Source organism: Acidobacteriota bacterium, assembly GCA_028875725.1.
Lineage (GTDB): Bacteria > Acidobacteriota > Thermoanaerobaculia > Multivoradales > Multivoraceae > Multivorans.
Genome location: JAPPCR010000006.1, coordinates 1,340,465 through 1,367,381, shown reverse-complemented (window position 1 = coordinate 1,367,381; position 26,917 = coordinate 1,340,465). Strand labels below are relative to the sequence as shown.

The following is a 26,917-nucleotide window of genomic DNA, read 5'->3' as shown; positions in this document are numbered from 1 at the left end:
CGAGCGGCCGGGCCGCTACGCGCCGTCGTCGAGGAAAGGCCGCAGTTTCTGCGCCCAGTCCGGATGCCGGAGCTTGCGCAAGGCCTTCGACTCGATCTGGCGAATGCGTTCACGGGTCACGTTGAACGACTTCCCGACCTCCTCCAGGGTGTGCTCCGAGCCCTCGCCGACGCCGAAGCGCATCCGCAGCACGAGTTCCTCGCGAGGCGAGAGAGAACGCAGCACGTTGCCAGTCTGCTCCCGCAGGTTGGAGGAGATGACCTCGTCGATCGGCGACGGCGAGTTCTTGTCCTCGATGAAGTCACCGAGATGCGAATCCTCCTCCTCTCCGACCGGGGTCTCGAGCGACACCGGCGCCTGCGCGATCTTCATGATCTTGCGCACCTTGGAAGCGGGAAGGTCCATGTGCTCGCCGATCTCCTCGGCGGTGGGCTCACGCCCGAGTTCCTGGACCAGCGACCGCGACGTGCGGGTCAGCTTGTTGATGTTCTCGATCATGTGAACCGGGATGCGGATCGTCCGCGACTGGTCGGCGATCGCCCGCGCCACCGCCTGGCGGATCCACCAGGTAGCGTAGGTCGAGAACTTGTAGCCGCGGCGATACTCGAACTTCTCGACCGCCTTCATCAGGCCGATGTTCCCCTCCTGGATCAGGTCCAGGAACTGGAGGCCCCGGTTCGTGTACTTCTTGGCGATCGAAACGACCAGGCGGAGGTTCGACATGATGAGCTGCTCCTTGGCGCGCTCGCTCAATGCCTCGCCGCGCTTGACCTTGGCCACCATCGCCCGCAGTTCTCCCTGCTTGACGAAGTGGCGCAGCTCGAGCTTCCGAACCTCTTCGCGGTACTTCTGGATACGCCGCCGGTGCAGCGCCCTGAGTTCCTCGTTGTTCTCGCGCTCGAGCGCCACCTGGGCCCGGCTGATGTCGCGCTCGCTGCGCCGGAAGCGGTTGTCGATCAACTTGACCAGGTCGACCACCCGATTGCGGTCCGGACCCGTGAAACCCAGCTCCACGATCAGGGCGGAGGCGCGCTCCTCCAGGCGGTCGATGTCCCGCGCGATCTCCTGGAATCGGTCGCCGCGGGGGCTGTAGCGCTTCTGCCGGCGACGGGTGCGATCGAGTTCCTCTTCCAGCTCCTGCATCTTCTCGAACACGCCGACGCGCTTGGCGATCCGCTTGTGGCCGTTCTGGTCCAGCAGGGAGATGGGATGTTCGATCTCCACCAACTGGGAAAGGGGCTTCGCGTTCTTGCGGTCCGCGAGCTCGGTCATCGCCAGCAGCCGGGTCATCAGGTCGGCGTTCCGGGCCATCGCCTGGAAGATGAGCCATTCGCCGTCTTCCAGCGCGCGGGCGATCTCGACCTCGCCGTCACGGTCCAGGAGCGGCACGGTACTCATCTCCCGCAGGTACATCCGCACCGGATCACTGGTGTTCAGCGGCTCGGTGACGGTCGGCGTCGCGGGATCCTCGTCCGCCTTCTCGATCTCGAGCGTGACCGTCTCGTCGAGATTCGCCACGTACCAGCCAGGCCGCCGGATCACGCCGACCCGCAACTCGCGCAGGCGGTCGTAGAGTTCGTTGATCTCGGCCTCGACGCCGACCATGTCGGCCGGCATCATGTCGTTGATCTCGTCGTTGAGGAGGTACGTCTTCGCCTTCCCCAACTCGAAGAGTTGGCGAATGGAGGAGTACCTCGCCTCGAGGGGCTTGTTCACGTCCTTCACTGGGGCAACTGCCATCTTCGGTCTCCAGGTAAGGGCCAAGCAGAAAGGGATTCACCGGCGGCGGCGAGAGCCGTCCAAGTCGACCTCGACCCGCACACTTCCCCGCCCGCCGAGAGAGTGCCTCAGCGAACCGGGAACATTGAGCGCCGACAGGCGCACAAGTGTAGCAGTATGAAGACGATCAACCACCCCGTTGTGTTTCGCTCCGGGTTTGTCCGCTCTTGCCTTCCGGGGCGCCTATGGTGCATCGCCGCCGTCCTTCTCAACCGCTACAGGCGTTGCGGTTCTTCCCCGCTGCCGCAACGCCTCGCGGAGCAGGTACTCGATCTGTCCGTTGACGCTCCGCAGTTCTGCCGCCGCGAGCCGCTGAAGTTCCTCGAACACGGCGAAGTCGAGGCGCAGAAGGAACGCCTTGCGGGGAGGGGCCGCCATCGTGCAGCGTCCTTCCGCCTACGGATAGAGCGTGCCGGTGTTCACGACCGGCTGGGTGTGGCGATCGCTGCACAGCACGGCCAGCAGGTTGCTGACCATCGCGGCCTTCCGCTCGTCGTCAAGGTGCACGACGTCCTTCTCGCTCAGCATGTTCAGCGCCTGCTCCACCATGCCGACCGCGCCATCGACGATCTGGGCTCGCGCTGCGACCACTGCCGCGGCCTGCTGGCGCTGTAGCATCGCGGCGGCGATCTCCGCCGCGTAGGCCAGGTGGCTGATCCGGGCCTCGATCACCTCGACACCGGCGGTCGCCAACCGCTCCTGGACCTCGCCGCGGAGACGCTCGGAGATCTCGGCGGTGTGATGCGACAGGGAGATCTCGCCTTCTTCGTGTGCGTCGTAGGGGTAGCCCGTCGCCATGTTGCGCAGCGCGGCCTCGCTCTGAACCTGCACGTAGTCCTCATAGTCGTCGACGTTGAAGAGCGCCTCCGCGCTATCCGTGACCCGCCAGACGACGACCGCGCCGATCTCGATCGGGTTCCCGGCGTTGTCGTTCACCTTCAACTTGCCCGTCTCGAAGTTCCGGGTGCGTACCGATACGCGGCGCTTGCTCAGGAACGGGTTGGCCCAGCGAAGCCCCGTGTCGTAGGCGCTGCCCTGATACGAACCGAAGAGTTGGAGGACCTTCGCCTCGTTCGGGTGGACCATGAACAGCCCGAACATCAGGAAGACGAGAACGGGAATGCACACCGCGCAGAAGATCACGACGGGGATGACCCGCCAGATCCCGAAGACGGCAACGCCGGCAATCGCGAGGAGGACGAGGAGGACGAGCAGGCACAGCATGCCGACACCCGGTTTGACCGAGAGACGCTTCTCCCGATGCTCTACCATCTGTGGTTCCATTTCTTGGTGACTCCCTTGATCACGCGGCCGACCAGGCGACCGCTGGTTGGTCGATATGAAAGTGATATCACACTTATATCGACCCGACCACCTGGTCGGCCGGCCGACATCGTCTTGAAGCCCAACCGACAGACCGATCGCGAGGCGGTCCTGCGCATCGCGGAACGCTTCCGCATCGAGGGACGGGCAACCGCGGCGGTTGAGCTGCGCGCGGGCCACATCAACGACTCCTACATCGTCTCCACCGCGAGCGACAGCCGCTACCTGCTGCAGCGGATCAACGGCTACGTGTTCCCGAATCCGGCTCAGGTCATGGCGAACATCGTCCGGATCACGCACCATCTCAAGCGCAAGCTCGGCCCGGGGAGAGGCCGGCGGCGGCTGACTCTGGTTCCCGCGGCGAACGGGGAGATGTGGTTCGAGACGACGGCACCGGACCGTCGAGCCGACTGGTGGCGGATGTACGAGCTGATCGAGGACACGACGAGCGTACTCCGGGCGTCGACGCCGGAGCAGGTCTTCCTCGCCGCACAGGCGTTCGGCCGATTCGAGACACAGCTCGTCGATCTCCCTTCACCGCCGCTACACGAGACGATTCCCGGCTTCCACGACACGCTGAGCCGCTTCGAGACATTTGACCGGGCGCTGCTCACGGCAAGCGCCTCAGCTGCCGGCGACGCCAGGCGCCGGCAGGCCATCGCCGAGATCCGGTCGGTCGCCGCCCACCGCGAGCTGGCTGGCCGGTTGAGCGTCGGCGCGGCTCACAAGCTGCCGCGGCGGATCGTCCACAACGATTGCAAGATCAGCAACATCCTGTTCGACCGGGAAACCGGCGAAGCGCTGTGCGTCGTCGATCTGGACACGACCATGCCCGGACTGGCCGCCTGCGACTTCGGAGACATGGTCCGGTCGATGGGCCACCGAGCCGAAGAGGATGCCCGTGAAACCGACGGGGCGCGAGTCGACGTGGGTCTATTCGCCGCCGTGGCTCAGGGCTACCTGGACGGAGCCCGATTCCTGACCGCGACCGAGAGAAGAAGCCTGGTCGACGGCGCCCTGGTGCTGACGCTCGAGCAGGCCGTGCGCTTCCTCACCGACCACCTGGATGGCGACGTCTACTTTCGGGTCGAGCGGCCCGGCCAGAACCTGGACCGGTGCCGGGTGCAACTGGCCCTGCTCGAGTCGCTGCTGGCGCGTGACCCGGACCTGCGCAGAATCGTCGGAGGTCCCACCACGTAGTCAGAACGCCTGGAGGTCGCGCTGCCCGCCCAGCTGCTTGGGCGGGTTGTGGTAGGTGCGATTCAGACCGCTGACCGTGTCCCTCACCGTGATCCAGTACTCCACGTCGGACAGGGCGCCGTAGAACACCCAGTACTTGCCGTTCAGCACACGGCCGTCGAGCACCTTGACGACCAGCTCGACGTTCTCGGGGTCGAAGAACCAGAACAGGCCCGACTCGTCGGAGACCGCCACCGGGATGGCGACGCCGCTCCCGAAGTCATCGGGCACGTCAGGGTTCTTCCAGTGCACCCGGGCCTCGAACCGACCCTCCCTCAGGCAGAGGAACCGGTCGCCGCCGCGACATGGGCCGTTGTAGCCGCCGGTCGTCGCACTTGCCTCATCCGAGTACTCGAATCCCTGGCGCCCGTCCGCTCGCAGGCGGAACGTGTATGGCGTCTCCGAACGAAGTCCGTCGATGCGGACGCGTCCGTCCCGTGCGGACGCCGTCGACACCCCAGCCCAGCCCACCGTCTGGCTGCGGGCCTCGACGGTAAGGAGCCCTCTCGCAGCGTCGGCCCAGCTTCCCCGCCAGAAGACGATGACGGTCGAGTCCTCCACGGGCTCGGCCGCCAGCTCGCCCATGAACCGCGGTTCCGGATCGTCCGGATCCGGCGCCCCGGGCTCTTCATGCTCCAGGCGTTCGAAGGTCAGCCGCGCCATCGGTCCGTCCGCGAACTTGCCCATGCCGCGGATGCTGGTGATCGTGCCCTGGGGCACCGTCGCCGGGTTGTCGAGGGAGAACTCGGTTCCCTCCTCGGTGCCGGCGTCGTAGGGGAAGAGGTCGACCTCCAGGTCATCGACCCACTGTCCACTGTCGTCGAGCAGCGACCTTGCGGAAACGCCGACAAACCAGTCCGGACTGGGAGCGATCATGGTCGCCAGGGTGACGAGCGGATACTGCCTGGTGACCTCGAACTCGATCGTGGTCGACGCAGTGCCGCCTCGCGGCGGCTCCCTCTCCAGCACAGCGACGACGTCGGAACTCCGCTCCATCAAGGCTCTGAGGTCCCGCTGGATCCCCAACTCGGCCACCCGCTCCATCTGCCGGATCGCCCGGCTGCCCGGCTGCCAGAAGCTCACCTGGTCGTTGTGGACGGCGCCGATCAGGGGTGAGAAGTGGGCGCTGCCGGGAACGCCGCCGGGCGTGACGGCCCGGGTCCAGGCGCCCTGGAACGTGAGACGGTAGCTGGCCGACTCGGCTCCGGCGGATTGCGCCCACACCGGCGCGACCCAGCAGGACCAGACGGCGGCAGCCGCCAACACCAGCTTCAAACGGGACGACCGCATGGGTGAATCGGTTCCAGGAACGCCTCGATCAGGTCGCCGTCCGCCGCCAGACCGCCTGATCCCGACTCGACACTCGTGTCCTGATCACCAGGTTCCGCGGCAGGCCCGAACCAGACGCCCATCCGCATCCACTCGTCCTCGGCGCACTCGAACTCGATCAACGTCACGAGGTCTCCGACTTCTTCCCCGGCCTCGTACAAGGTATGGCCACGGAACGTGGCCCAGCGTCCGGTGAAGTCCCCCCGGTCCAGGTCGCCGCGGCCCAGGTTCTCGTCGACGTTCAGCTCCAGGCCCATCTCGCGAAACGTCACCGACTCACTTGTCTCGCCGTCGAAGAAGGCCCGCAGATCGTCGCCCCCTGCTCTCACGCGAAGGTAGAAGAACCCTTCCTCCCGGAACTCTCCTCCCGGGGAACCGTCTTCCGGTGGCCGGTCCGAGAAGACCGCCATCTCCATGAACAGCGGAATCGAGATGACGGCCGCGGCGTGATAGCCGCCCGGTTCCTGCTCCGCCCCCAGCACTTCCAGCGCCCGGCTTCTGCGCCGCTCGGGATCCTCGTTGTCGGCGGTCACCTGCTGGGCGGTACGGACGCCAAAGAAGGCCAGGCCGCCCACGACGAGGACCACGAGACCGAGGCAGCCCAGGCAGCCCAGGAGGGCGTAGAACCAGGGTGAACGGCCCGTCGACTCCTTCATCGAGCGACCGTAGCACGGCGGTCGCCGCCGCTATGATTCACCCATGGCGACGCTCGGAAAGCCGCTTGCCACGAACAAGGCCTCGGCCAAGGCCGTCGCCCGCGGAACGCTTCTCGAACAGACGATCCGCAGGAAGCTCGAGCAGGCCACCGGCGCCGAACGGCTGGAGGTGCTGAACGAAAGCCGGATGCACAACGTCCCCTCGGACGCCGAAACCCACTTCCGGGTCGTCGTGGTCAGCAGCCGTTTCGAGGGCGCGACGCGCCTGGGAAGACACCGGGTCGTGCACAGGGCCCTGGAAGAAGAACTCGCAGGACCGATCCACGCCCTGGCCATCGACGCGCTCACGCCGGCCGAGTGGCAGGCCCGCGACGAGCAACGGAGCCTGTCTCCCGACTGCCGCGGCGGCTCGCGGTTCGACTCGCCGGGCGACTGACTACGGCTGCGGCACCACCCGGATGTAAGGCAGGGGCTGCTGCCAGCCCTGGGGATACTTCGCCCGCGCCGCCTCGTCCGACACCGCCGGCAGGATGATCACGTCGTCGCCGTGCTCCCAGTTCGCGGGCGTCGCCACCTGCTCCTTGGCCGTCAACTGCACGGAGTCGACGAGACGCAGGATCTCGGCGAAGTTCCGGCCCGTGCTCATCGGGTAGGTGAGGGTCGCCTTGATCCGCTTGTCCGGGCCGATCACGAAGACGGAGCGAGCGGTCGCGTTGTCCATCGGCGTCCGGCCCTCGGAGGAGTCGCCGGCGTCGGCTGGCAGCATGTCGTACTGCTTGACGATGTCGAGCGTCGGGTCGCCGATCAGCGGGTAGTTCAGGGCGTGGCCCTGGGAAGCCTCGATGTCCTTCGACCATGCCTGATGGTCCGACACGCCGTCGACGCTGATGCCGATCACCTTGCAGTTGCGACGGTCGAACTCGTCCTTGAGGCCGGCAACGGTGCCCAATTCGGTCGTGCAGACCGGCGTGAAGTCCTTGGGGTGCGAGAACAGGACGCACCAGCCATCGCCGATCCACTCGTGGAAGTCGATCTCTCCCTCCGTGGTCTGCGCGGTGAAGTTGGGAGCCTCGTCGTTGATCCTGAGCGTCATGGTTCCTCCGGTCAGTCGGGTTCTATGCGGAGCGCGTAGCGTGGAGCGCCGAGAAAGGTGACCATTGTAGTCACGTTTAGGGTTGGTTGGGATAGAACGGGCGGATGCGGCGAGCGGCCATCCTGCCAGCGGCCATCGTCGCGGTTTCGTGCGCGGCGCCGGCCCCGGACTCCAGACCCAACGTCGTCCTGTTCCTCGCCGACGACCAGGGCTGGGGCGACCTGAGCGTCCACGGCAACACGAACGTCCACACGCCGAACGTCGACGCGCTGGCGCGAGACGGCGCGTCCTTCACCCGGTTCTTCGTCAGCCCCGTCTGTTCGCCGACGCGCGCGGAACTCCTGACCGGCCGCTACCACCCGCGGTCCGGCGTCTACGCCACTTCCCGGGGCGGAGAGCGGCTCGACCTGGACGAAACGACGATCGCCGAGGCCTTCCATGCCGCGGGCTACGCTACCGCCGCCTTCGGCAAGTGGCACAACGGTTCGCAGCCCCCCTACCATCCCAACGCCCGGGGCTTCGACGAGTTCTACGGTTTCACCTCGGGCCACTGGGGAAACTACTTCGACCCGCCCCTGGACCACAACGGCCGCGTCGTCACGGGCAACGGCTACGTCACCGACGACTTCACCGACCGCGCCATCCGGTTCATCGAAGACCATCGAGCCGAGCCCTTCTTCGTCTGGGTCGCCTACAACACGCCCCACAGCCCGATGCAGGTGCCCGATCGCTGGTGGGCCCGATTCGAGGACGGCGACCTCCCCCAGCGCCACCGCGAACCCGGGGAAGAGCATCTCGACCACACCCGGGCCGCCCTGGCGATGACCGAGAACATCGACTGGAACGTCGGACGGCTGACCGGGCGCCTGGCGGAGCTCGGTCTCGCCGAGGACACGATCGTCGTCTACCTGACGGACAACGGCCCGAACGGCTGGCGCTGGAACGGCGACATGAAGGGTCGCAAGGGTTCGACGGATGAAGGCGGCGTCCGATCTCCCTTCTTCGTCCGCTGGCCGCGCGCCATCGAAGCCGGCACGGTCGTCGATCGCATCGCGGGCGCGATCGACCTGCTGCCGACGCTGGCCGAGCTCGCCGGCATCCCGTACGCGACCTCCCACCCCATCGACGGCCTCAGCCTGAAACCGCTGCTCGGGCCCGGAACCGGGGCAGCCGGCAGATGGCCCGACCGGCATCTCGTGAACCACTGGCGCGGGAGCACCAGCGTCCGTAGTCAGCAGTACCGGCTCGACCACGAAGGCCGCCTGTTCGAAATGGCCGCCGACCCGGGCCAGCGTAACGATGTCGCCGCGGAGCGGCCCGAGGCGGCCGCCCGGCTCGCTGCCGTACGGGACAGGTGGATCGCAGAGGTACTGCCCGAGCTTCCGGACGAGGACGACCGGCCGTTTCCGATCGGCCATCCCGAACACGAGTCCACGCACCTTCCCGCACGCGACGGCATCGCCCACGGCGCCATCGAGCGTTCGAGCCGCTACCCGAACGACTCCTACTTCACGAACTGGACCAGCCCCGACGACTCGATCACCTGGGATGTCGAAGTGCTCGCCGGCGGCCGCTTCGAGGTCGTCCTCTACACCACCAGCGCCGAAGACGATGCCGGTGCGCTGATCGAACTGCGGCTCGGCGAGCAGGCAGTGAGCGGCCGAATCGACCGGGCGCACGATCCGCCGCTGATCGGCATGGACGACGACCGCGTTCCGCGCATCGAGTCCTACGTAAAGGACTTCCAGCCGACGGTCCTGGGCGAGATCGACCTTCAACCCGGCCGGGGCACCCTGTTCCTGCGGGCGCTGGAGATCCCGGGCAACCAGGCGGTCGACTTCCGGCTGCTGGTTCTCCGCCGCCGGACCTAGTCTGAAGGGCTCTCCTGCTGCGCCTCGATCTGCCGGCGGAGCTCGTCGAGTTCCTCGCGGTCGGGCCGAAGGTTCGAGGCACCATGGATGTAGACGTGCTCGATCTCGGAAGCCGCCTGGATGGTGTTCCAGTGCAGCAGGATGCGCACACAGCGGTCAAGGCCGCCGGGCACCGCCATCTCGTGGCCGCACAGCAGCGCAACGTCGCGCCAGCCCATCAGGCGCGCCGCCAGCGCCGGATACTCGGCGGTCAGATCGGGCGTGGTGGTGAAGACGGCGCTGGCGACATCCTCCTGCTCGATGCCGTTCGCCTGAACCATCCTCTCCAGCAGTTCTGCGGTGGCAGTCAGAATCTGCTCGCGGCTCGAGCCCTGAACCGTCGTCGCGCCGCGGACGCCGCGGCACACGAGATGCCTGCGGCGCCAGGTACTGGACTGCGGCTTGCGAGGCATGGGAGCGACGTCAGCGGGTACGATCCGGCGTGAAGGGAAGCGGCGAACTGTACCAACGACTCTGCTGGCAGCTACCGGCGCGCCGGCACGCAAACCCGCGCGGCGTCGCCATCTGCTTCGTGGCCGCGGCGACGCTGCTCGCCGCCTGCTCACCACCCGGGTCGAGCACTACGACCCCGCCGGAGCGGCCGAACATCCTCCTGGTCCTCGCCGACGACCTCGGCTACGGGGACATCGGCGCCTACAACCCGGAGTCGCGGATCCCGACCCCCAACCTCGACCGGCTCGCGAACGAGGGCGTACGGCTGACGGACGCCCACAGTCCCTCCTCGGTCTGCACGCCGACTCGCTACGCGCTCCTCACCGGCCGCTACGCCTGGCGCTCCAGGCTGAAGCGCGGCGTGCTGAACGGGCGATCCACCGCCCTGCTCGAACCGGAGCGCGTCACCCTGCCAGGGTTCCTCCAGTCCCTCGGCTACGCCACCGCCGGCATTGGCAAGTGGCATCTCGGACTCGGCGCCGATCCGGCTCCGGGCGACAATGAGCCCGGCCGGACCGACTACGACGCACCGCTTCGCCCGGGGCCGCTCAGCGCCGGCTTCGAGCACTACTTCGGGATCCCCGCCTCCCTCGACATGGAACCGTACCTCTACATCGAGGACGACGGCGTGTTCGAGGAAGCGACAGAAACGGTCGAGGCCAGTTCGATGCGGCGCTACGGGGGCGGCGGCTACTGGCGCGCAGGCGACATCGCCCCCGGCTTCGACTTCCTCCAGGTGACTCCGGTCCTCTTCGATCGCGCCGCCGGCTACCTGCAGCGGCGCGCGGCGACGGACGACGACCGGCCCTTCTTTCTCTATCTGCCGCTGCCCTCGCCCCACACGCCCTGGATGCCGCTACCGGAGTTCGAAGGCGCGAGCCGCGCCGGCGTCTACGGCGACTTCGTCGCTCAGGTCGACGCCGGCGTCGGCGGCCTGCTCGACGCTCTCGACTCCCTCGATCTCGCCTCGAACACCCTGGTCGTGTTCACGAGCGACAACGGCGCCCACTGGGTCGAAGCGGACATCGAGCAGACCGGGCACCGCGCGAACGGATCGCTGCGCGGCCAGAAGGCCGACATCCACGAGGGCGGCCACCGAGTCCCCTTCCTTGCCCGCTGGCCGGGCCGTTTTCCGGCCGGCTCGGTGCGCGGAGAACTGGCCGGCCTAGTCGACGTCTTCCGTACTCTTACCTCCATCCTGGAGGCCGAGGTTCCCGATGGAGCCGCCGAGGACAGCGTCGATCTCGGAGCTCTGCTCCGCGGCGAAGAGGACGCGGAGGCGCCCCGCAACTCGCTGATTCACCACAGCTCGCGCGGGATGTTCGCCATCCGGTCCCACGACCTGGACGGCCCGGAGGCTGCCCGGAAGTGGAAGCTGATCGAGGGGCTCGGTTCGGGCGGCTTCACCCAACCACGGCAACTCGCCCCCGAACCCGGCGGCGCCGCCGGACAGCTCTACGAACTCGTCGCCGATCCGGCCGAGACGAACGACCTCTACCTCGACCGGCCCGACATCGTCGAGCGGCTGACCGCGGAACTCGAGGCGATCCGGGGCGACGACTCCGAACCCCCGGCGCCGCCGGACTAGGGCGCCTCGTCCGCTCCCCCGTCCAGGAAGCGGATCAGGCTGGCCAGATCACTCAGGGTCATCGTGTCGAGCAGGCCCTCCGGCATGATCGAGAGCGCGGACGGTTCGCGGCTCCTGATCCGCGCCTTGTCCAGATCGAGGCGGTCGCCGTTCGCGTTGATCAGCGTCAGCCGCTCGGCCGTGTCCTCGACCACCATCCCGCTGTGCAGGGCGCCGTCCTCGAGCTCGACATCGACCGCCTGGTACTGATCCGAGATGACGCGTGACGGGAACATGATCGACTCGAGCACTTCGCCACGGCGGAACCGCTTGATCACCGTCGAGAGATCCGGGCCGCCGCCGCGACCGATGTCGCCGAACACGTGGCAGGCCGAGCAACGCGCGCGGTGGAACACCCGCTCGCCCTGCTCGGGGCTGTACCGCTCGTAGGCCATCACGTCGTACTCCAGGTACTCCGCGAGCTCCTCGAAGGACATCTGGGCCAGGTCGCTCCTGCCTTGCCGGTCGCCCTCGACTTCGCTGACCAGCGCGGCGGCGCGCCGCGCCCGTTCGGTCCGCTGAGCCTCAAGCCGCTCCTCGGCCGCCGTGCGTTCCCCGTCCGGGAACCGGTCCAGAAGGTCGTTCCAGATGGCGTCGACGTAGCCCTCCATGCTGGCCGCGCCCCGGAACTCCCGGGCGTCGTCGAACCAGGCCACGACCCGGGCGCGCAGCTCCGGCGTCCAGCCCCGGTCCACTACGCGCAGGCAGTAGGCGGTGTGGATCCGCTCCTCCGGCGGCCGGTCATCTTCCAGGCGATCGACCATCCTGGCCAGGGCCCCGTCTGGCTGCAGGTACGCGAGCAATCGCTCGAGCTGGCGGTTCACCCGGTCGTCGGCGTGCGGGTAGCGGTCGACCAGCGCCTGACCGAGGCCGGCCCGGAATTCGTCGCGCCCCGGAGCGTCCGGCGCCGGGTCGCGAATCAAGGCGATCTCGACCAGGCGCAGGAAGTCCAGCTCGGCTGCCACGTCGAGATCGGCGCCGGCGACCCGGACCAGGCTGCCCGTAAGGAAGTTGTACTCGATCTTGTGTTCCAGGCTGTAGATCATCGCCAGCGCGGCCTCGAAGTAGCCGCGGGGCCGCTGCCCGGGAGAGGCCATGAACGCCTGGTCGACCCAGTAGCCATGGGGGATGCGCTGGATCGCCTCCCGGGCCGCGTAGCGGAGGAACCGATCCTCGTGGTCGAGGAGGCCGTAGAGGGCATCGGAGGTTGCGACCTCGATGCCCCGGGCGCGCAGATCGAGGCCGGAGCGCACCAGGGACTCGGCCGCACGCCGGGCGACCAGCGGGTCGACGTCGCCGAGAGCGAGGCGCAGGGGGTCCTGCGCCTGGGCGAACGGCTGCGCGCCGAGCAGGGCCGCCGCGGCCGCGCGCACCAGCGGCGCGTCCGAGTCGAGGAGCGCCGCCGTTTCCTCCAGAGTCGGCCGTGGGCCATGCACTTCGAGCAGTTCCAACGCACGGATGCGGTCGATCGGTGCTCGTCCAGCGTCCCGAACGATTGCCCACAGATCCGCTTCCCAGTTCGCTCCCGCCTCACCGCGAGCGCGCCCGATGGCCTCCCTGCCCCACCCGGAGCGGGGCATCGGCTGACGTACGGCGGCTTCCGCGCCCGTGACCGCGACCGCCTCGCCCGCTCGCTCGTAGGTCACCCGGTAGAGGCCTCCCGACGTGCCGCGGCCGCCGGTCGCGAAGTAAAGGAAGCCGTCCGGCCCGACATCGAGGTCCGTCACGTTCAGCGGTTCGCCGAGGACGAAGTCGTGGGCCTCCCCGGTCCAGGTAGCGCCGGCCCGTTCGGGGAACAGGACCCGGATCCGGCCCCGCGACCAGTCGCCCATGAAGTAGGCGCCCTGGTACCGACCGGGGTAGGCGTGGTGGTAGTAGAAGGCGACGCCCACCGGCGAACCGCGGCCGAGGTCGACCACGCCGGGCAACGTGTCGATTTCGTGGAACGCGATCTTCCCTGACCCGGTGCGCCAGCCGTAGTCGCCCGCGGGTATCAGATGGACGACTCGGGTGGGCCGGAACCAGGGCAACCCGCGGTCCCACTCCATGTCCGCCTCATAGGCGAAGATCTCTCCCGCCGCGCCGATCGCCAGGTCGAAGGGATTGCGCAGGCCTCCCGAGAGCCGCTCCCAGACGTTCGACTCCAGATCCAGGCGGTAGATCGTGCCGCCCGGCGCGCGCAGACTGTTCGCATGGCCCCGCGGGTCCAGGATCGGCGGCAAGAGTTGGTCCTCCTGCAGTTCGCGCAGCGGCGAGGTCGCCGCCAGCCCGACCTCGGGCGACGAGTAGTTGCCGTAGAGGACGTAGAGGGCGCCGCCGGGACCGCGCGCGATCGTGTGCGGTCCGTGCTCCTGGATCCGGCCATTCGCGGGTACGATCTGCTCGACGACATCGACCTGGTCGTCGCCATCCGTGTCCCGCAGCCGGTAGAGCCCGGTGTCCTCGACTGAGTCGCTGCCGCCAGACCTGCCCTCGACTCCCGCCGCTTCGGCCAGCCGGCCGCGGCCGTTCGCGTGGACGAGCAAGTCGCCCGGCCCCATGACGTACAAGCCGTGCGCCGTAGCGACCTGAGGAGCGAAGTCGATCCGCCGGTCGTACATGCCGTCACCGTCGGCGTCCTCGAGGACGACCAGGCCTTCGCCTTCCAGCGCCAGCAACGGCCTGCCCGCTGCGTCGAACGTCATGTTGACGACCGAGCCGAAGAGACCGGGCTCGGCCGCCGCTTCCACCGTGAATCCGTCCGGCGTGCGGAAGCGCTCCCCTGCGTAGTCGAGCCGCTCCCGCCGCGACGCGTCGTGATCGGGCATCAACTCCTGGGCGGTCGCCCCGGCACCCAGCCCGAGAGCCAGTGCAAAGCCGAGGGTGTGAGAGACGGCGTTCTTCATGAAACCTCGTGGCCCGGCCGGTCGCCGATCCTACACGCCGGGATCTTGTCTTGGGACGCGTCTGCTCCGTAGGATCAGTCTGCTATGCCCCAGGCGCCCTGCACGATCGCCGTTCTGGCAACCCTCGACACGAAGGGCGGCGAAGCGTCGTATCTCGTGGACCGCATCGTCCGCGACTGGGGTTGCCGGGCGTTCGTCATCGACCTCGGCGTGCTCGGCGAGCCCGCACTGGACGGAACATGGCTCCCCGATGTGAGCCGTCGTGAAGTCGCCTGCGCCGGTGGCGAGAAGGTCGAGCAACTGGCCCAGGAGGCCGACCGCAAGCGCGCGATCGCCGCGATGTCCGCCGGTGCGGAGGAGGTCGTCCGCCGCAGCTACGGTCACGGCAGCTTCGACGCGATCGTCGGTCTGGGCGGCCGGGCCGGCACCGCGATGGCGACAACCGCGATGCGCGTCCTGCCCCTGGGCGTGCCCAAGGTGATGGTCTCCACGATGGCCGGCGGAGACGCCTCGGGGTACGTCGGCGTCAAGGACATCGTCATGGTGCCGTCGATCGTCGACATCGATGGCATCAACCGGATCAGTCGTCAAGTCCTGAGCCGCACCGCCGCGGCGATCTGCGCCATGGCCCGGGTCGAGATCGAAGGTGGTGACGACCGTCCTCTGATCGCGGCCTCCACCTTCAGGAGCGCCACCCCCTGCGTGGACGCCTGCCGGCGCCAACTGGAGATCGAGGGACTCGAGGTGCTCGTCTTCCAGGCCACGGGCGCCGGCGGCCGTACGATGGAGAGTCTGATCGAGGCAGGCTTCGTGCGCGGAGTACTCGACCTGACGACCACGGAGTGCGCGGATGAGCTGGTCGGCGGCGTACGCACCGCCGGCCCGTCGCGTCTGGAGGCCGCGGCCAAGAGCGGTACGCCCGCCGTCGTCGTGCCCGGCTGCCTCGACATGGTCAGCTTCTTCGCCCGGGACACCGTTCCGGCAGAGTTTGCGGGGCGCACCTTTCACCGCCAGAGCGACAACATGACCCTGATGCGCACGTCGCGCGAGGAGTCCGCCGAGCTCGGCCAGGTCCTCGCGGCCAAACTGAATGCCTCTACCGGCCCGGTCGAGGTCTATCTGCCTCTGGGCGGCGTCTCCACGCTCTCCGCGGCCGGCGGACCGTTTCACGACCCGGCGGCCGACGACGCGCTCTTCACCGCCCTGCGCGAGAACCTGCGGCGGGCCGTGCCGGTCACCGAAGTCGACGTGAACATCAACGACCCGCGCTTCGCCTGCGCCGTTAGCGACGCCATGCTACGGCTGGTGCGGGACGCGAACTGAGGTCTCATCCCCGCACGAGAACGCGCTCGCCCAGCGGCTGCACCGGCCGGTAATTGTTCGGGAAGATCGCCGCGAAGGCCGTGCGGTACATTCCGCGCATGCCGCGCATCCGGTTCAGCTTGCGCCGCCGCTGGCGGCGGGCTCTGCTTCCGGGCGTCGTCGCCGTCGTCCTCGCTCCGATGGCGGCACCCGCCGGTGGAGCCGCCGCCGATCCGGCGGCGGTCGAACGGGGCGCGGTGATCTACCGCGGCGGCACCTGCCCGGTGTGCCACCACTGGGAAGGCCAGGGGAACCGCCGCGGACCGGACCTGACCGACGAGGAGTGGCTTCACGGCGACGGATCGCTCGCCGCCGTGCGCACCGCAATCGAAAGCGGCTTCCGCCACGGTGCGGGCCGCCGGTTCCGCGGCAAGTACGAGATGTGGCCACTGGGCGGCATGGAACTCGACGAAGGCGATGTCGATGCACTGACCGCTTACGTCTGGTCCCTTCACCGCCGACGCCGGGCCGCCGATACTCGCACCCGCGAGGTCGTCAGCCGCATCGCCTTCGCCTCCGGCGCCGATCAGGACCGCTCGCAGCCGGCCTGGGACACGGTACTCGCGCTCAGGCCCCAGCTCATGCTGATGCTCGGCAACAGCGTCCTCGCGGGCACCGACGACATGCTCGAGCTTCGTCTCCAGTACGAGAAGCTGGCGGCCAAGCCGGGCTTCGACGAGTTGCGGCGGCAGAGCCGTTTCCTGGCCACCTGGAACGACCTGGACTTCGGCCACGAGGATGCCGGCGCCGAGTTCGCCATGCGGGCCGAGTCGAAGGAGCTCTTTCTGGATTTCTGGGAGGTGCCTCCCGGGTCGCCACGCCGCCGGCAGCAGGGCATCTACGCCTCCCAGCGCTTCGGACCGCCGGGACGCCGCCTGCAGGTCATTCTGCTCGACACCCGCTACGACCGGGGACCGCTGTGGCGCGTATCGCCGGACGAGGCGACAAACCGTAAAGCGCGGGGCATGGGACCCTACCTGCCGAACGACCACCAACGTGCTCGCATGCTCAGCGAGGAACAGTGGCGCTGGCTCGACGAAGAACTCCACGAGCCTGCCGACCTGCGGCTGATCGTTACCAGCATCCCCTTCGTGATGGAGTTCACCGGCTGGGAGAGCTGGGCCAACATGCCTCTCGAACGGCAGCGCCTGCTGGCCCTCGTTCGGGACACCGGAGCGAACGGCGTCATTCTGCTCAGCGGCAACACGCCCTGGTCCGACATTTCCCGCCTCGACGCGGACTTCCCCTATCCGCTCTGGGACATCACGACCGGCTCGCTCAACCGGCGCGGGGACGCCATCGGGCCGAACCGCCACCGCGTCGGCAGCGCTGCGCGCGAACCGAACTTCGGCTACATGGACATCGACTGGACCCAGGCCGACCCGACGATCCGGATCGAGTTGCGGACCGTCGCCAATCGGGTCCTGTTGCGCCAGACGCTGCAGTTGTCGGAGCTGCAGCCGAAGTAGACACCTCCGCTGCCTGCAGCCTCCTGGACCTAGAAGAACACGAAGGATCGCACCACGACGTTCCTCCGGCAGGGCGCATCTTCAGGCGCGGTCGGGTCGATGCAGGCAGTGTGGAAGGACCAGCGCGAGACGGAGCCGTCGGTAACGGAGTCGTAGCACTTGAGCATCGAGACCTCGGTGGGCGTCTGGTGGGGAAACCAGTACCACTCGTGGTGCGGGCGGTAGGTGAAGCGCGTGGTCTCGCCGACGCGGTCATCGTAGATTCGGTAGTTCGTGATGTACGGCTGGTCGGCGAAAGACGGCCAGGCGCAGAGTACGAAGGGATTCTGGCGCACGGTCTCCATCGGCTTGGCGAGGTTGATCGACATGAAGCGCCTCGACATCTTCGCGTCCGCCTCTTCTTCGGTGTAGTGCTGCTCGCGGCCGAAGTTCCGCAGGTTCCTGGTGAGCAGTTCGCGGCAGCGTACGCGGCCGCTGTTGTCGTTCAGGTCGTTGTGCACGAGGTTGGCGTAGTTGGCGTTCACACCGGGGTTCTTGTTGTCCTGGTCCTCGGTGCGGTCTCCCTGGTAGTCCTTGTCGAACACGTCGTGGTTGTACACGAAGGCGTCCGTCGCGTCCGGGAAGAACTCGAGCAGGAGCTTCTCCATCTCCGGGTAGAACACGCGCTCCACCTCCGCCGCGTCGTAGAAGTTCTCGCACTCGGACTCGCAGTGGGCCAGCGAGAGGCCGAGCCTGTCCATGCACTCGGCGCTGTCGGGCTTGAGCCCCGGGTAGACCTCCTCGATTCGTCGCGCGTCGCGCATCACGTGGGGGAAGTACAGGCAGCCCCGCGCGATGTCCCGTTCGTACCGGCGCAGCGCTTCCGCATCGGCTCTTCGCGCCGGGTCCCGCCAGAGTGCATTGGACGAGACGATCGAGTAGGACGGCTCCTCGCGGACCGAGTAGCGCAGCGGCAGCGCCAGGCCGCCTTCAGGCACTTCGATGTTGTTCGCCCGAATGTACTCGAGGCACTCCCTGTAGCGACGAAAGCCGGGGCCCCATTTCGTCTCGATCGGCCCTGGAGGGGCGTTGTCGAGCATGTCGGCGAACTCCTTCTCGGTCCCCTCGGCCACCTGGCGGAAGGTCGCCTCCGTCGCCGCGGCGGTTCCCGCATCCCCGTCCCGGTCGAACGACATGTAGGACAGGCCTCCGTTCGCCGCCACGGGCGGCGGCTGCCCCTTGGTGAGTTGCAGGGGCGGCACGTAGGCCGGCGTGGCCGCGTCCGAAGCCGTCGCAACGTGATTCGCACTCATTCCGGTCTCCTCTTCAGCATTCGCTCCTCCCACGCCCGTACGTTGCGGTTCGCCTCGTCGAAGATGCGCTCGTAGTTGCCGATCGTGATCGCGTGCAGCGTCGTGTCGCTGAGCCTGTCCCAAAGCGGCGCGTAATCGCGCCACGTTTTGAGGTACGGGTCCCGACCGCTCGGCGCAACGGAATCCGTCCCGAACAGAAAGCGGTCCGGATGGCGTTCGAGCAGCGCGGCCCAGGCTTCAAGCGATGTTTCATCGCGCACGATGTACTTCGCCACTTCGTCCCAGGACAGGTCGCAGTGGACATGGGAGAACGTCTCGTCGGAGAGCAGGGCGTCGAGCAGCTCGACATGGTCCACGGCGGGCGCCACGAACCGGCCCAGCCCGGTATGGGCCCAGATGATCGGGACGCCGGGGTGGGCCCGGAAGAGCTCCCGCAAGGGCTCCAGGTGAACCGGCTCGTACGCCCCGGTCGGCAGCACGACGTCGATGTCGTTGTGGAGGATCACGACGAGGCCCGCCTCGGCAGCGAAGTCGAGCACCCGGTCGAGCGCCGGATTCCGCAGACTGGCCGTATGGCCGAGGATCTTCGAGGTAACGAACTCCTTGTGGATCGAGAACTCCCCGATTCCGGAGAAGACGTTGGGATAGTGCTCCAGAACGCGGCGGATGTGATCCGCGGCATACATGTCCGTCGGGTTGAAGCCCGTGATCATCGGGTCGAAGCGCGCCTGGTCCTCGGGCGGCAACTGCTGGTACTCCTCGGCGATGATCGCATCGACGAAGGAGTAGTAGTACAGCGCCGAATCGGAGTGCAGGTAGTAGTCCGGCGCCCGGTCGCCCGACTCGAAGTAGTCCCACTTCTGCTGGAGCGGGATGCCGAAAACCGCCGTGCGCCCAGCGTCGTTCGCCGCGATCTCGAGGAACTCGTTCAGCGTGATGCCCCGCTGGACGTAGTTCGTCAGGTGGAAGTGGACGTCGTGAAACTTCGGTTCGTTCGACTCCGCCCAGCCGACCGACCCCGTGACCAGCCACGCCGCGACGAGCAGCGGCGCTCCGATTCCCGGCTCGGCCGTCCTGGCGAACACCTGACGAAGCTACACCATCGGCCTCTGGTGGCCGACTCAGCTCCTTGCCTGGTCCTGCGCCGCCTTGGCCGCCTGCATGTCGTCCTCGTCCGGCATCAGGATGAACTCGGGGTAGGACTCGATGCCCAGTTCGGTCATGTCCTGACCGAGTTCCTCGACTTCCGGCGAAACCCGAACGCCGATCGTCTTCTCGAGCACCCACCACACGAGCAGGGAAACCCCGAAGACGAAGACGCCGATCACGACGATGCCGATGACCTGCGGCACGAAGCTGCCGCCGGCCGCGATGCAGACGGCGAGGGTGCCCCAGATACCGGCGAACAGGTGGACCGGAACGGCACCGACGACATCGTCGAGCTTCATCCGTTCGAGCAGCCTCATGCCGGCGACCGTGACCACGCCGCCGATGGCGCCGATCAGCAGCGCCCAGTGGTGGCCGACAAGGTCCGGTCCGGCGGTCACGCCGACCAGTCCGCCGAGTGCGCCGTTGAGCACAGCCAGGAGGTCGATCCGGCCCAGCAGCGGCCGTGACAGGACGAGGGCCGCGACGACGCCGGCCGCGGCCCCGAGGTTCGTGTTGATCAGCAGGTTGCCCATCGCCGTGGCATCGCTGGCGCCGCCGAGCGCAAGCTGCGAGCCGCCGTTGAACCCGAACCAGCCCATCCAGAGGATGAAGACCCCGAGCGTGACGATCGGCACGTTGGACGGCGGCGTCGCCTTGACGCTGCCGTCGTCGCGGAACTTGCCGCGCCGCGCGCCGACCATGATGATGCCGGCCAGCGCCGCCCAGCCACCGGTCGAGTGGACGATCGTCGAGCCGGCAAAGTCCTGGAAACCGCGCTCGGCCAGCCAGCCGCCGCCCCAGGTCCAGGCCCCGACGATCGGGTACAGAACCGCGGTCAGCACGGCCGTGAAGATGAGGAAGGACCAGAGCTTGACCCGCTCGGCGAGAGCCCCCGACACGATCGAGGCCGTCGTGGCCACGAACGTCATCTGGAAGAACCAGCTCGACATCTCGGAGTAGCCGCTTCCAACGACGGCGGCCGCCTTGTCGGCGTCGCCGGCGAGGAAGGCCATCTCGTCCGCCGACGCTTCGAAGAAGAACGAAACCGAACCGATCCAGCCGCTCACATCGACGTACATCAGGTTGTAGCCGATCACGTAGTACGCGATCCCGGCGATCGAGTACAGGCCGATGTTCTTCATGCAGATGACGGAGGCGTTCTTCGTCCGCACGGAACCCGCCTCGAGCATGGTGAAGCCGGCGCACATCCACATGATGAACGCACCCCAGACCAGGAAGGCGTACGTATTGAAGACGTAGGTGACCTCTTCGGACACCTGGGCGCCAGCCGCGGACGCCACGAGAAGCAATCCAACGCCAGCGAGGAGTACCTTGAGGACGGTCGATCGTGACGAGAACGGCTCGAACTGGGGCTTCATTCGTTTCCTCCGGCTAGTGGTGGAGGCCCCGCCCCCTCTTGCGAGGGCGTCGACGACGCGTGACCAGGTTCTTCGCTGACCGACCCAAGGCAGAACGCCAGGACCGCGCTTGGGACATGAGCATTGTAGCGGCAGTCCCGAGAGGGCCCTGGACGGCCGGCGCTACTCCGCCCGCTTGTAGACGGCACCCAGCACGATGCCGCCGATGCCGAAGGAGATGACGTCCACCGCGAGCCACAACCAGGCAACGTGGTACGGGAAGTCGTTGACCACCAGCGTCAGGTAGAACTGCTGAAAACCGACGACCGCCCCCAGTAGTACGCCGAAGTGGAGTCCGCCCTTCGCGCCCGGCTGCCAGGACTGCCGGCTCGACGCGAACAGCAGACTCGCCACCACGCCCAAGACGAGCGCGATGACCAGGAACCACACGATTTGCATCGCCATGTTGTCGGGTTCCTGCACGAACGCGGGCTGATCCAGGTACATGCCCCCGAGCACCAGGCCGTGCATGACGAAGTTGGCGATGTTCTGAACGAAACCAGCCGCCAGACCGGCACCGATTGCTCTACCCCAGTTCATTCGATCCTCCTCTGAGCGTGGACGCCGCCGGCACGACGCGATGTGAGTACGAGTATCCGGTCCTGCTACGCCAGCACATCCTCCACCACCCGACCGTGGACATCGGTCAACCGGAAGTCGCGGCCGCTGTAACGGTAGATCAGGCGCTCATGGTCGATCCCGAGCTGGTGGAGGATCGTCGCGTTCAGGTCGTGGATGTGCACGCCGCCCGAGACGATGTTGTAGCAGTGGTCGTCCGTCTCGCCGTGCGTCTTGCCCGGTTCGATGCCGGCTCCCGCCATCCACACCGTGTAGCAGCGGCCGTGGTGGTCGCGGCCGTAGTTGTCCTCGGCCAGCGTTCCCTGGCAGTACACGGTGCGGCCGAACTCGCCGCCCCAGACGACGAGAGTGTCTTCCAGCAGCCCCCGCTGCTCCAGGTCGGTGACCAGCGCCGCCGACGCCCGGTCCACGTCGCCGCACTGCAGGCGGATGTCGCTCGGCAGATCGCCGTGCTGGTCCCAGCCGCGGTGGTAGAGCTGGATGAAGCGTACGTCGCGTTCCGCAAGCCGCCGCGCCAGCAGGCAGTTCGCGGCGTAGGTGCCCGGGGTGCGCGCATCCTCGCCGTACAGGTCGAAGGTGCTCTGCGGCTCGCCCGACGTGTCGACGAGCTCGGGCACCGAGGCCTGCATCCGGTAGGCCATCTCGTACTGGGCGATCCGGGCCGTGATCTCCGGGTCGCCAAACTCGTCGTGGTGCTGCTCGTTGAGCTCGGCCACCACGTCCAGCATCCGCCGCCGGACGCCGCGGTCGATCCCCGGCGGATCGGAGAGGTAGAGAACCGGGTCCTCCGCAGCCCGCAGGTTGACACCCTGGTGCTCCGAGGGGAGGAAACCGGCGCCCCAGAGTCGCTGAAACAGGGCCTGGGATTCGCGTTTGGCGCTGCCTTGGGAGATCAGCACGATGAAGGCCGGCAGGTCGTTGTTCTCGGAGCCGATGCCGTAGCTCAACCAGGCGCCCAGGCTCGGTCGGCCCGGCTGCTGGTGTCCCGTCTGCAGATAGGTGATGCCCGGATCGTGGTTGATCGCCTCCGTGTTCACGGCCTTGAGGAAGCAGAGCCTGTCGACGATTCCCGCCGTCCGGGGCATCAGCTCGCTGACCCAGGCGCCGCTCTCGCCGTGCTGCGCGAACTCGAACATCGACGCCGTGATCGGGAACGACGTCTGGTTGGCCGTCATGCCGGTCACGCGCTGATCTCCCCGAACCGATGCCGGAAGCTCCTCGCCATGCCACTCGGCCAGCCGCGGCTTGTAGTCGAAGAGGTCGATCTGGGACGGCGCACCGGACTGAAACAGGTAGATCACCCGCTTCGCCCTGGCCGGGAAGTGAGTGCCGCCGAGCGCGCCCAGCGCCTTCGCTGCCTCGTCGGGGGCGGCCCACGAAGGCCCCGGATCGAGCAGCGAAGAGAGCGCCGCGACGCCGATGCCCGTGCTCGCCAGGCCGAAGAACTGGCGCCGGTTGACGCCGAGGGCGTAGTCGCCCTGCGGATCCGCGCTCAGGCGCGGGCCGCGTTCGCTGCAGAGAGAGTCGGTCTTCTTTCCGTTCATCGTCTGGTCACCGCCTCGTCCAAGTTGAGCACCGCGCTCGCGGCCACACTCCAGGCCGCGAGTTCGGCGCCAGGCAAACTCTCGTCGACGGGCCACTCGCCGACGTTCAGCAACGCTTCGGCCGCCGCCGGATCCCGTTCGTAGCGCGGCCGCAGATCGGCGACGAGATCGAACATCGCCTCTTGCTCCACGGCCGTCGCCGGACGCGCCAGCACCCGGCGGAAGAGCCCGTCGATCAGACTCGCATCGCCGGCGTCGGCCGGCGCCGCGGCGGCGTTCTCCGCAAGCAGGTCTTCCGCCAGAACGCGCGCCGCCTCGACGAACTGGGGATCGTTCATCAGCACCAGGGCCTGCAGCGGCGTGTTGGAGCGGGACCTCTCCACTACGCACGTCTCCCGGTTCGGCGCGTCGAACACCAGCATGTTCGGCGGCGGCACGGTCCGCTTCCAGAAGGTGTACAGGCTGCGCCGGTAGAGCGCCTCGCCGTGGTCCTGCTCGAAGACGCTGGCGCTGCTCTCGTAGCCGATCTCCCGCCACAGACCGGGCGGCTGATAGGGCTTGACGCTCGGGCCGCCGAGCCTCTCGACCAGAAGGCCGGAAACGGCCAGCGCCCCGTCCCGGATCACCTCCGCGTCGAGGCGGAAGCGGGACGCGCGCGCCAGCAGCCGGTTCTCCGGGTCGAGTTCGATGAGTTCCGCGCTCACCCTGGAACTCTGGCGATAAGTCGAGGACAGCACGACCATCTTCTGGAGCGCCTTCAGATCCCACTCCTGCCGGACCAGTTCGGTCGCCAGCCAGTCGAGCAGCTCCGGGTGGGACGGCCACGCGCCCTGGGCGCCGAAGTCGCCGGCCGTCGCCACCAGGCCGCGAGCGAAGAACTTCCGCCAGATGCGATTCGCCGTCACACGCGCGGTGAGCGGATGATCTCCGCTGACCAGCCAGCGCGCCAGGCCGAGCCGGTTCTTCGGGAGGTCTTCCGGGATCGGCGGCAGCACCGCCGGAACGGCCGCGTCGACTTCGTCCAACTGCTGGTCGTACTCGCCGCGACGCAACACGAAGGTTGGCCGCGGATCGTCCATCTCGCGCATGACCATCGTCGTCGGCACGGCGGCCTCGATCTCACGGAGACGCTCCGAGAGCGCGGCGTAGCGCGTCTCATGCACCAGCCACGGAGACCAGTAGCCCCGTCGGAAGCGATGGCGGATCGTCGTCGCCTGCTCCCCGGTCCGTTGATCCTCGGGCAGCCCGACCAGGTACTCGACGTCCCGGTACGCCGTCACGAGACCGCCGTACGGTGGCGGCAGCTGCTTCGGCTCCAGCACCTGAAACGCCACCTCGGGCGCGTCGGATACCGACAGCCGGAAACGGCGCATCGTCTTGTACTGATAGGTCGACTCCTGCCGCAGAACGATCCGCAGCCGGACGCCAAAGGCCGGGCCCGGCGCCGCCTCGGCCACCTCGGGCGTCCGAGCCCGAGCCGCCCGGAACACGGCCGTCCGGGCGGTGGGCCGGGTCATGTAGCCGGCGCCCCAGCCGGTCTCAGGATCGCTGTCCACCGCCAGTTCGAGGCCCATGGACGGCGTCGCGTAGTCGGCGTAGCCAGCAGCCAGGTTCAGGGCGCCGGACGGTCCCCCATCGAGCGGCGTCACCTCGACCTCGACCTCGGTCAGCACGAAACTCCCGTCCTCGGCCCGGCCAATCCCGAGCGACGGATCGGACCGATCCCGAAGCGCCTCCAGCCGCAACGCGCCGACGTGGTCAAGGTCGGTCTCGGCCTCGATCACATAGACGTCGGTCACGGGATTCTCGCCGGACACTTCGATCGAGCCGTCATCGAGAACGGTCATACGGGCTCCAGCGGTGGACTCGAGCGAAACCGGCACCAGCGGCCGCCACCTCTCGCCCAGCCGGCGGTCCCACTCCTGCTGCCACGCGGCCTGCGTCGTGACGGCTTCTCCGTTCGCATCGTCGAGGAGCGCATCGAGCGGCGCAAGTTCCTCCCGAATCTCCCGAAGCAACGCACGCTGGCCCGGGTCGGGCGCCTGGATCTTCGGCTCCGCATTGCCCTGGTTGCCATCGAGACCGGCCTCGTCGACCGTGTTGAAGAAGGCGGCGAGCTGGTAGTACTCACGCTGGCTGATCGGATCGAACTTGTGGTCGTGGCACTTGGCGCAGCCGGCGGTCAGCCCCATCCAGACCGTGGCCGTCGTGTCCGTGCGGTCGAAGACGTACTGGACGCGGTACTCCTCCGGAATCGCGCCGCCCTCGTTGTTGATCATGTGGTTGCGGTGGAAGCCGGTGGCAAGCAACTGCTCAGGACTCGGATCCGCCAGCAGGTCGCCAGCGAGCTGATCGACCGTGAATTCGTCGAAGGGCTGGTTGCGGTTGAACGCGTCGATCACCCAGTCGCGCCAGCGCCACATCGACCGCTCGAGGTCCCGGTGGTAGCCGTTCGTGTCGGCGTAGCGGGCGGCGTCCAGCCAGAAGCGCGCCATGTGCTCCCCGTAGCGCTCGGAGGCGAGCAGCCGGTCCACCAGACGCTCGTAGGCGTCCGGCGAGGTGTCGGCCAGGAAGGCCTCCACCTCGCCCGGCGTCGGCGGCAGCCCGGTCAGATCGAGCGACAGGCGTCGTACCAGTGTGCGGCGGGCCGCCTCAGGCGCGGGCGCAAGTCCCTCGCTCTCCAGCCGGGCGAGAACGAAGCGATCGAGATCGCCGCGGACCCAATCAGGGTCCGCCACCGGCGGCGGGTCGGGACGCCGCGGCGGCCGGTACGCCCAGTGATCCTCGAACTCCGCTCCTTGCAGAATGAACCGGCCCAGGGTCTCGATCTCACGGTCGGACAACGTCGAGTCCGCGTGAGGCGGCGGCATGCGATCGAGAGGATCGACTGCCGCGATCCGCTGGAACAACTGACTCTCGTCCAGGCTGCCGGGCACCAAGGCACGACGCCCCGAGGAAAGAACACCCAGCGCCGACTCGCCCTGGTCGAGCCGCAGGCCCACCTGACGCACGGCCGCGTCCGGGCCGTGACACTCGTAGCAGTGGTCCGACAGGATCGGCCGGACGTCTCGATTGAAGGAGAGAGGCTCGCCCGGACCCACGATGTCGTGCTCCACGGGCGGAACTTCACGCGCCGCGACGCCAACTCCCCCATCCTCTTCCTGGTGCGCCAGAGGCCACTCCGCACCGGCATCGATCCACGACTCGAGCAACGCCCGCTCCGCCTCCTCGAGCGCCCGCGGCGGCGGCATCTCCAGTTCATCCTCGCGCCGAATCGCAGCCACGAGCAGACTCGCCTCCGCATCTCCAGGCACGATCGCCGCTCCCCGACCACCCCCGATCAACATCGCCGGCCGCGAGTCCAGCCGCAGATTCCCCCGCTGTCTCAGCGGTCCGTGACAGGCGAAACACCGGCTCTTCAGGACGGGTAACACCTCAGACTCGAAGTCCGGCGCCGTCGCGGCCTGGGCGAATCCCCCTCCAAATGAAGCGAGACCAGCGGCACACACGACCAAAGCCACGACTCTGGCCACTACCGAAACCATGCGTCTCATCCGTCCCGAATCCTGAGTCTCCACATTCTGGACCAGGAGGATGTTAGCGCGCGAAGAGACGAGTTCCAGGCCGACCGCATACCGACACCGCCCAGCCCAGTCCCGGCCCCGAGTCGAGTAGCGAAGGCCCGCCGCTAACGACCAGCCCGAGCCGGGCGCGAGGAGGGGGTCGCTGGGGGTCGGAGGCAAGTGACCTCCAACGCCCTTCCATGAGCCACCGCCGAGGCGAAACGCAGCCGACAACAGCGAGCCCAAC

20 protein-coding genes are annotated in these 26,917 nt (G+C 67.9%); 6 read left to right on the top strand and 14 right to left on the bottom strand.

The annotated features are described in order from the left end of the window. Positions 1-15: 15 nt before the first annotated feature. The 3 genes from rpoD to OXI49_07520 form a co-directional block, all read right to left on the bottom strand. Positions 16-1,740, bottom strand: coding sequence for an RNA polymerase sigma factor RpoD (rpoD, locus tag OXI49_07530; protein ID MDE2690353.1), 1,725 nt, complete (start codon positions 1,738-1,740; stop codon positions 16-18). Positions 1,741-1,962: 222 nt separating this feature from the next. Next, positions 1,963-2,157 (bottom strand): hypothetical protein, encoded by a 195-nt coding sequence (locus tag OXI49_07525; protein ID MDE2690352.1) that lies wholly within the window; start codon positions 2,155-2,157, stop codon positions 1,963-1,965. 18 nt (positions 2,158-2,175) lie between these two features. Then, complete coding sequence (locus tag OXI49_07520) at positions 2,176-3,051, bottom strand: SPFH domain-containing protein (GenBank protein ID MDE2690351.1); 876 nt, start codon at positions 3,049-3,051, stop codon at positions 2,176-2,178. A 126-nt stretch (positions 3,052-3,177) separates the two neighbouring features. Here OXI49_07520 and OXI49_07515 point away from each other — a divergent pair, with 126 nt between their 5' ends. Continuing rightward, positions 3,178-4,302: an aminoglycoside phosphotransferase family protein gene (locus OXI49_07515; GenBank protein MDE2690350.1), complete on the top strand. Its 1,125-nt coding sequence runs from the start codon at positions 3,178-3,180 to the stop codon at positions 4,300-4,302. Here the strand turns inward: OXI49_07515 and OXI49_07510 are convergent, their stop codons facing one another. Next, positions 4,303-5,607 carry a spondin domain-containing protein gene (locus OXI49_07510; protein ID MDE2690349.1) on the bottom strand — a complete coding sequence of 435 codons (1,305 nt, stop codon included), beginning with the start codon at positions 5,605-5,607 and terminating at the stop codon, positions 4,303-4,305. Positions 5,608-5,612: 5 nt separating this feature from the next. Then, positions 5,613-6,326, bottom strand: coding sequence for a hypothetical protein (locus OXI49_07505; protein MDE2690348.1), 714 nt, complete (start codon positions 6,324-6,326; stop codon positions 5,613-5,615). Between the two features lie 43 nt (positions 6,327-6,369). Between OXI49_07505 and OXI49_07500 the strand changes: the two genes are divergently transcribed. Continuing rightward, a complete protein-coding gene (locus OXI49_07500; GenBank protein MDE2690347.1) occupies positions 6,370-6,762 on the top strand; it encodes a BolA family transcriptional regulator in 393 nt (130 codons plus the stop codon). On the opposite strand, the gene OXI49_07495 is transcribed toward OXI49_07500, so the two are convergent. Further along, complete coding sequence (locus tag OXI49_07495) at positions 6,763-7,419, bottom strand: peroxiredoxin (GenBank protein MDE2690346.1); 657 nt, start codon at positions 7,417-7,419, stop codon at positions 6,763-6,765. 104 nt (positions 7,420-7,523) lie between these two features. Between OXI49_07495 and OXI49_07490 the strand changes: the two genes are divergently transcribed. Continuing rightward, complete coding sequence (locus tag OXI49_07490; GenBank protein ID MDE2690345.1) at positions 7,524-9,290, top strand: arylsulfatase; 1,767 nt, start codon at positions 7,524-7,526, stop codon at positions 9,288-9,290. On the opposite strand, the gene aroH is transcribed toward OXI49_07490, so the two are convergent. After that, entirely contained in the window at positions 9,287-9,742 is a 456-nt protein-coding gene (aroH, locus tag OXI49_07485; protein MDE2690344.1) for a chorismate mutase, read from the bottom strand. The genes OXI49_07490 and aroH overlap by 4 nt on opposite strands. 29 nt (positions 9,743-9,771) lie before the next feature. Here aroH and OXI49_07480 point away from each other — a divergent pair, with 29 nt between their 5' ends. Beyond that, positions 9,772-11,370: an arylsulfatase gene (locus OXI49_07480; protein ID MDE2690343.1), complete on the top strand. Its 1,599-nt coding sequence runs from the start codon at positions 9,772-9,774 to the stop codon at positions 11,368-11,370. On the opposite strand, the gene OXI49_07475 is transcribed toward OXI49_07480, so the two are convergent. Then, on the bottom strand, positions 11,367-14,294 hold the full coding sequence (locus tag OXI49_07475; protein ID MDE2690342.1) for a hypothetical protein: 2,928 nt from the start codon (positions 14,292-14,294) through the stop codon (positions 11,367-11,369). The genes OXI49_07480 and OXI49_07475 overlap by 4 nt on opposite strands. An 84-nt stretch (positions 14,295-14,378) precedes the next feature. Between OXI49_07475 and OXI49_07470 the strand changes: the two genes are divergently transcribed. Together OXI49_07470 and OXI49_07465 are read left to right on the top strand one after the other, a co-directional pair. Further along, the gene (locus OXI49_07470) at positions 14,379-15,617 is read left to right on the top strand and encodes a Tm-1-like ATP-binding domain-containing protein (GenBank protein MDE2690341.1); all 1,239 of its coding nucleotides are present in this window, start codon (positions 14,379-14,381) and stop codon (positions 15,615-15,617) included. A 98-nt stretch (positions 15,618-15,715) separates the two neighbouring features. Then, complete coding sequence (locus OXI49_07465) at positions 15,716-17,125, top strand: alkaline phosphatase D family protein (GenBank protein ID MDE2690340.1); 1,410 nt, start codon at positions 15,716-15,718, stop codon at positions 17,123-17,125. A 29-nt stretch (positions 17,126-17,154) separates the two neighbouring features. On the opposite strand, the gene OXI49_07460 is transcribed toward OXI49_07465, so the two are convergent. The 6 genes from OXI49_07460 to OXI49_07435 all read right to left on the bottom strand — a co-directional run bounded on the left by OXI49_07460 (position 17,155) and on the right by OXI49_07435 (position 26,652). After that, positions 17,155-18,417, bottom strand: coding sequence for a CmcJ/NvfI family oxidoreductase (locus OXI49_07460; GenBank protein MDE2690339.1), 1,263 nt, complete (start codon positions 18,415-18,417; stop codon positions 17,155-17,157). Beyond that, the gene (locus OXI49_07455; GenBank protein ID MDE2690338.1) at positions 18,414-19,502 is read right to left on the bottom strand and encodes an amidohydrolase family protein; all 1,089 of its coding nucleotides are present in this window, start codon (positions 19,500-19,502) and stop codon (positions 18,414-18,416) included. Before OXI49_07455 ends, OXI49_07460 begins: the two co-directional genes overlap by 4 nt. A gap of 36 nt (positions 19,503-19,538) precedes the next feature. Then, positions 19,539-20,945: an ammonium transporter gene (locus tag OXI49_07450; protein ID MDE2690337.1), complete on the bottom strand. Its 1,407-nt coding sequence runs from the start codon at positions 20,943-20,945 to the stop codon at positions 19,539-19,541. A 162-nt stretch (positions 20,946-21,107) separates the two neighbouring features. Further along, positions 21,108-21,524: a hypothetical protein gene (locus OXI49_07445; GenBank protein ID MDE2690336.1), complete on the bottom strand. Its 417-nt coding sequence runs from the start codon at positions 21,522-21,524 to the stop codon at positions 21,108-21,110. Positions 21,525-21,589: 65 nt separating this feature from the next. Continuing rightward, a complete protein-coding gene (locus tag OXI49_07440) occupies positions 21,590-23,107 on the bottom strand; it encodes a DUF1501 domain-containing protein (protein MDE2690335.1) in 1,518 nt (505 codons plus the stop codon). Further along, on the bottom strand, positions 23,104-26,652 hold the full coding sequence (locus OXI49_07435; GenBank protein ID MDE2690334.1) for a PSD1 and planctomycete cytochrome C domain-containing protein: 3,549 nt from the start codon (positions 26,650-26,652) through the stop codon (positions 23,104-23,106). Before OXI49_07435 ends, OXI49_07440 begins: the two co-directional genes overlap by 4 nt. Positions 26,653-26,917 lie beyond the last annotated feature (265 nt).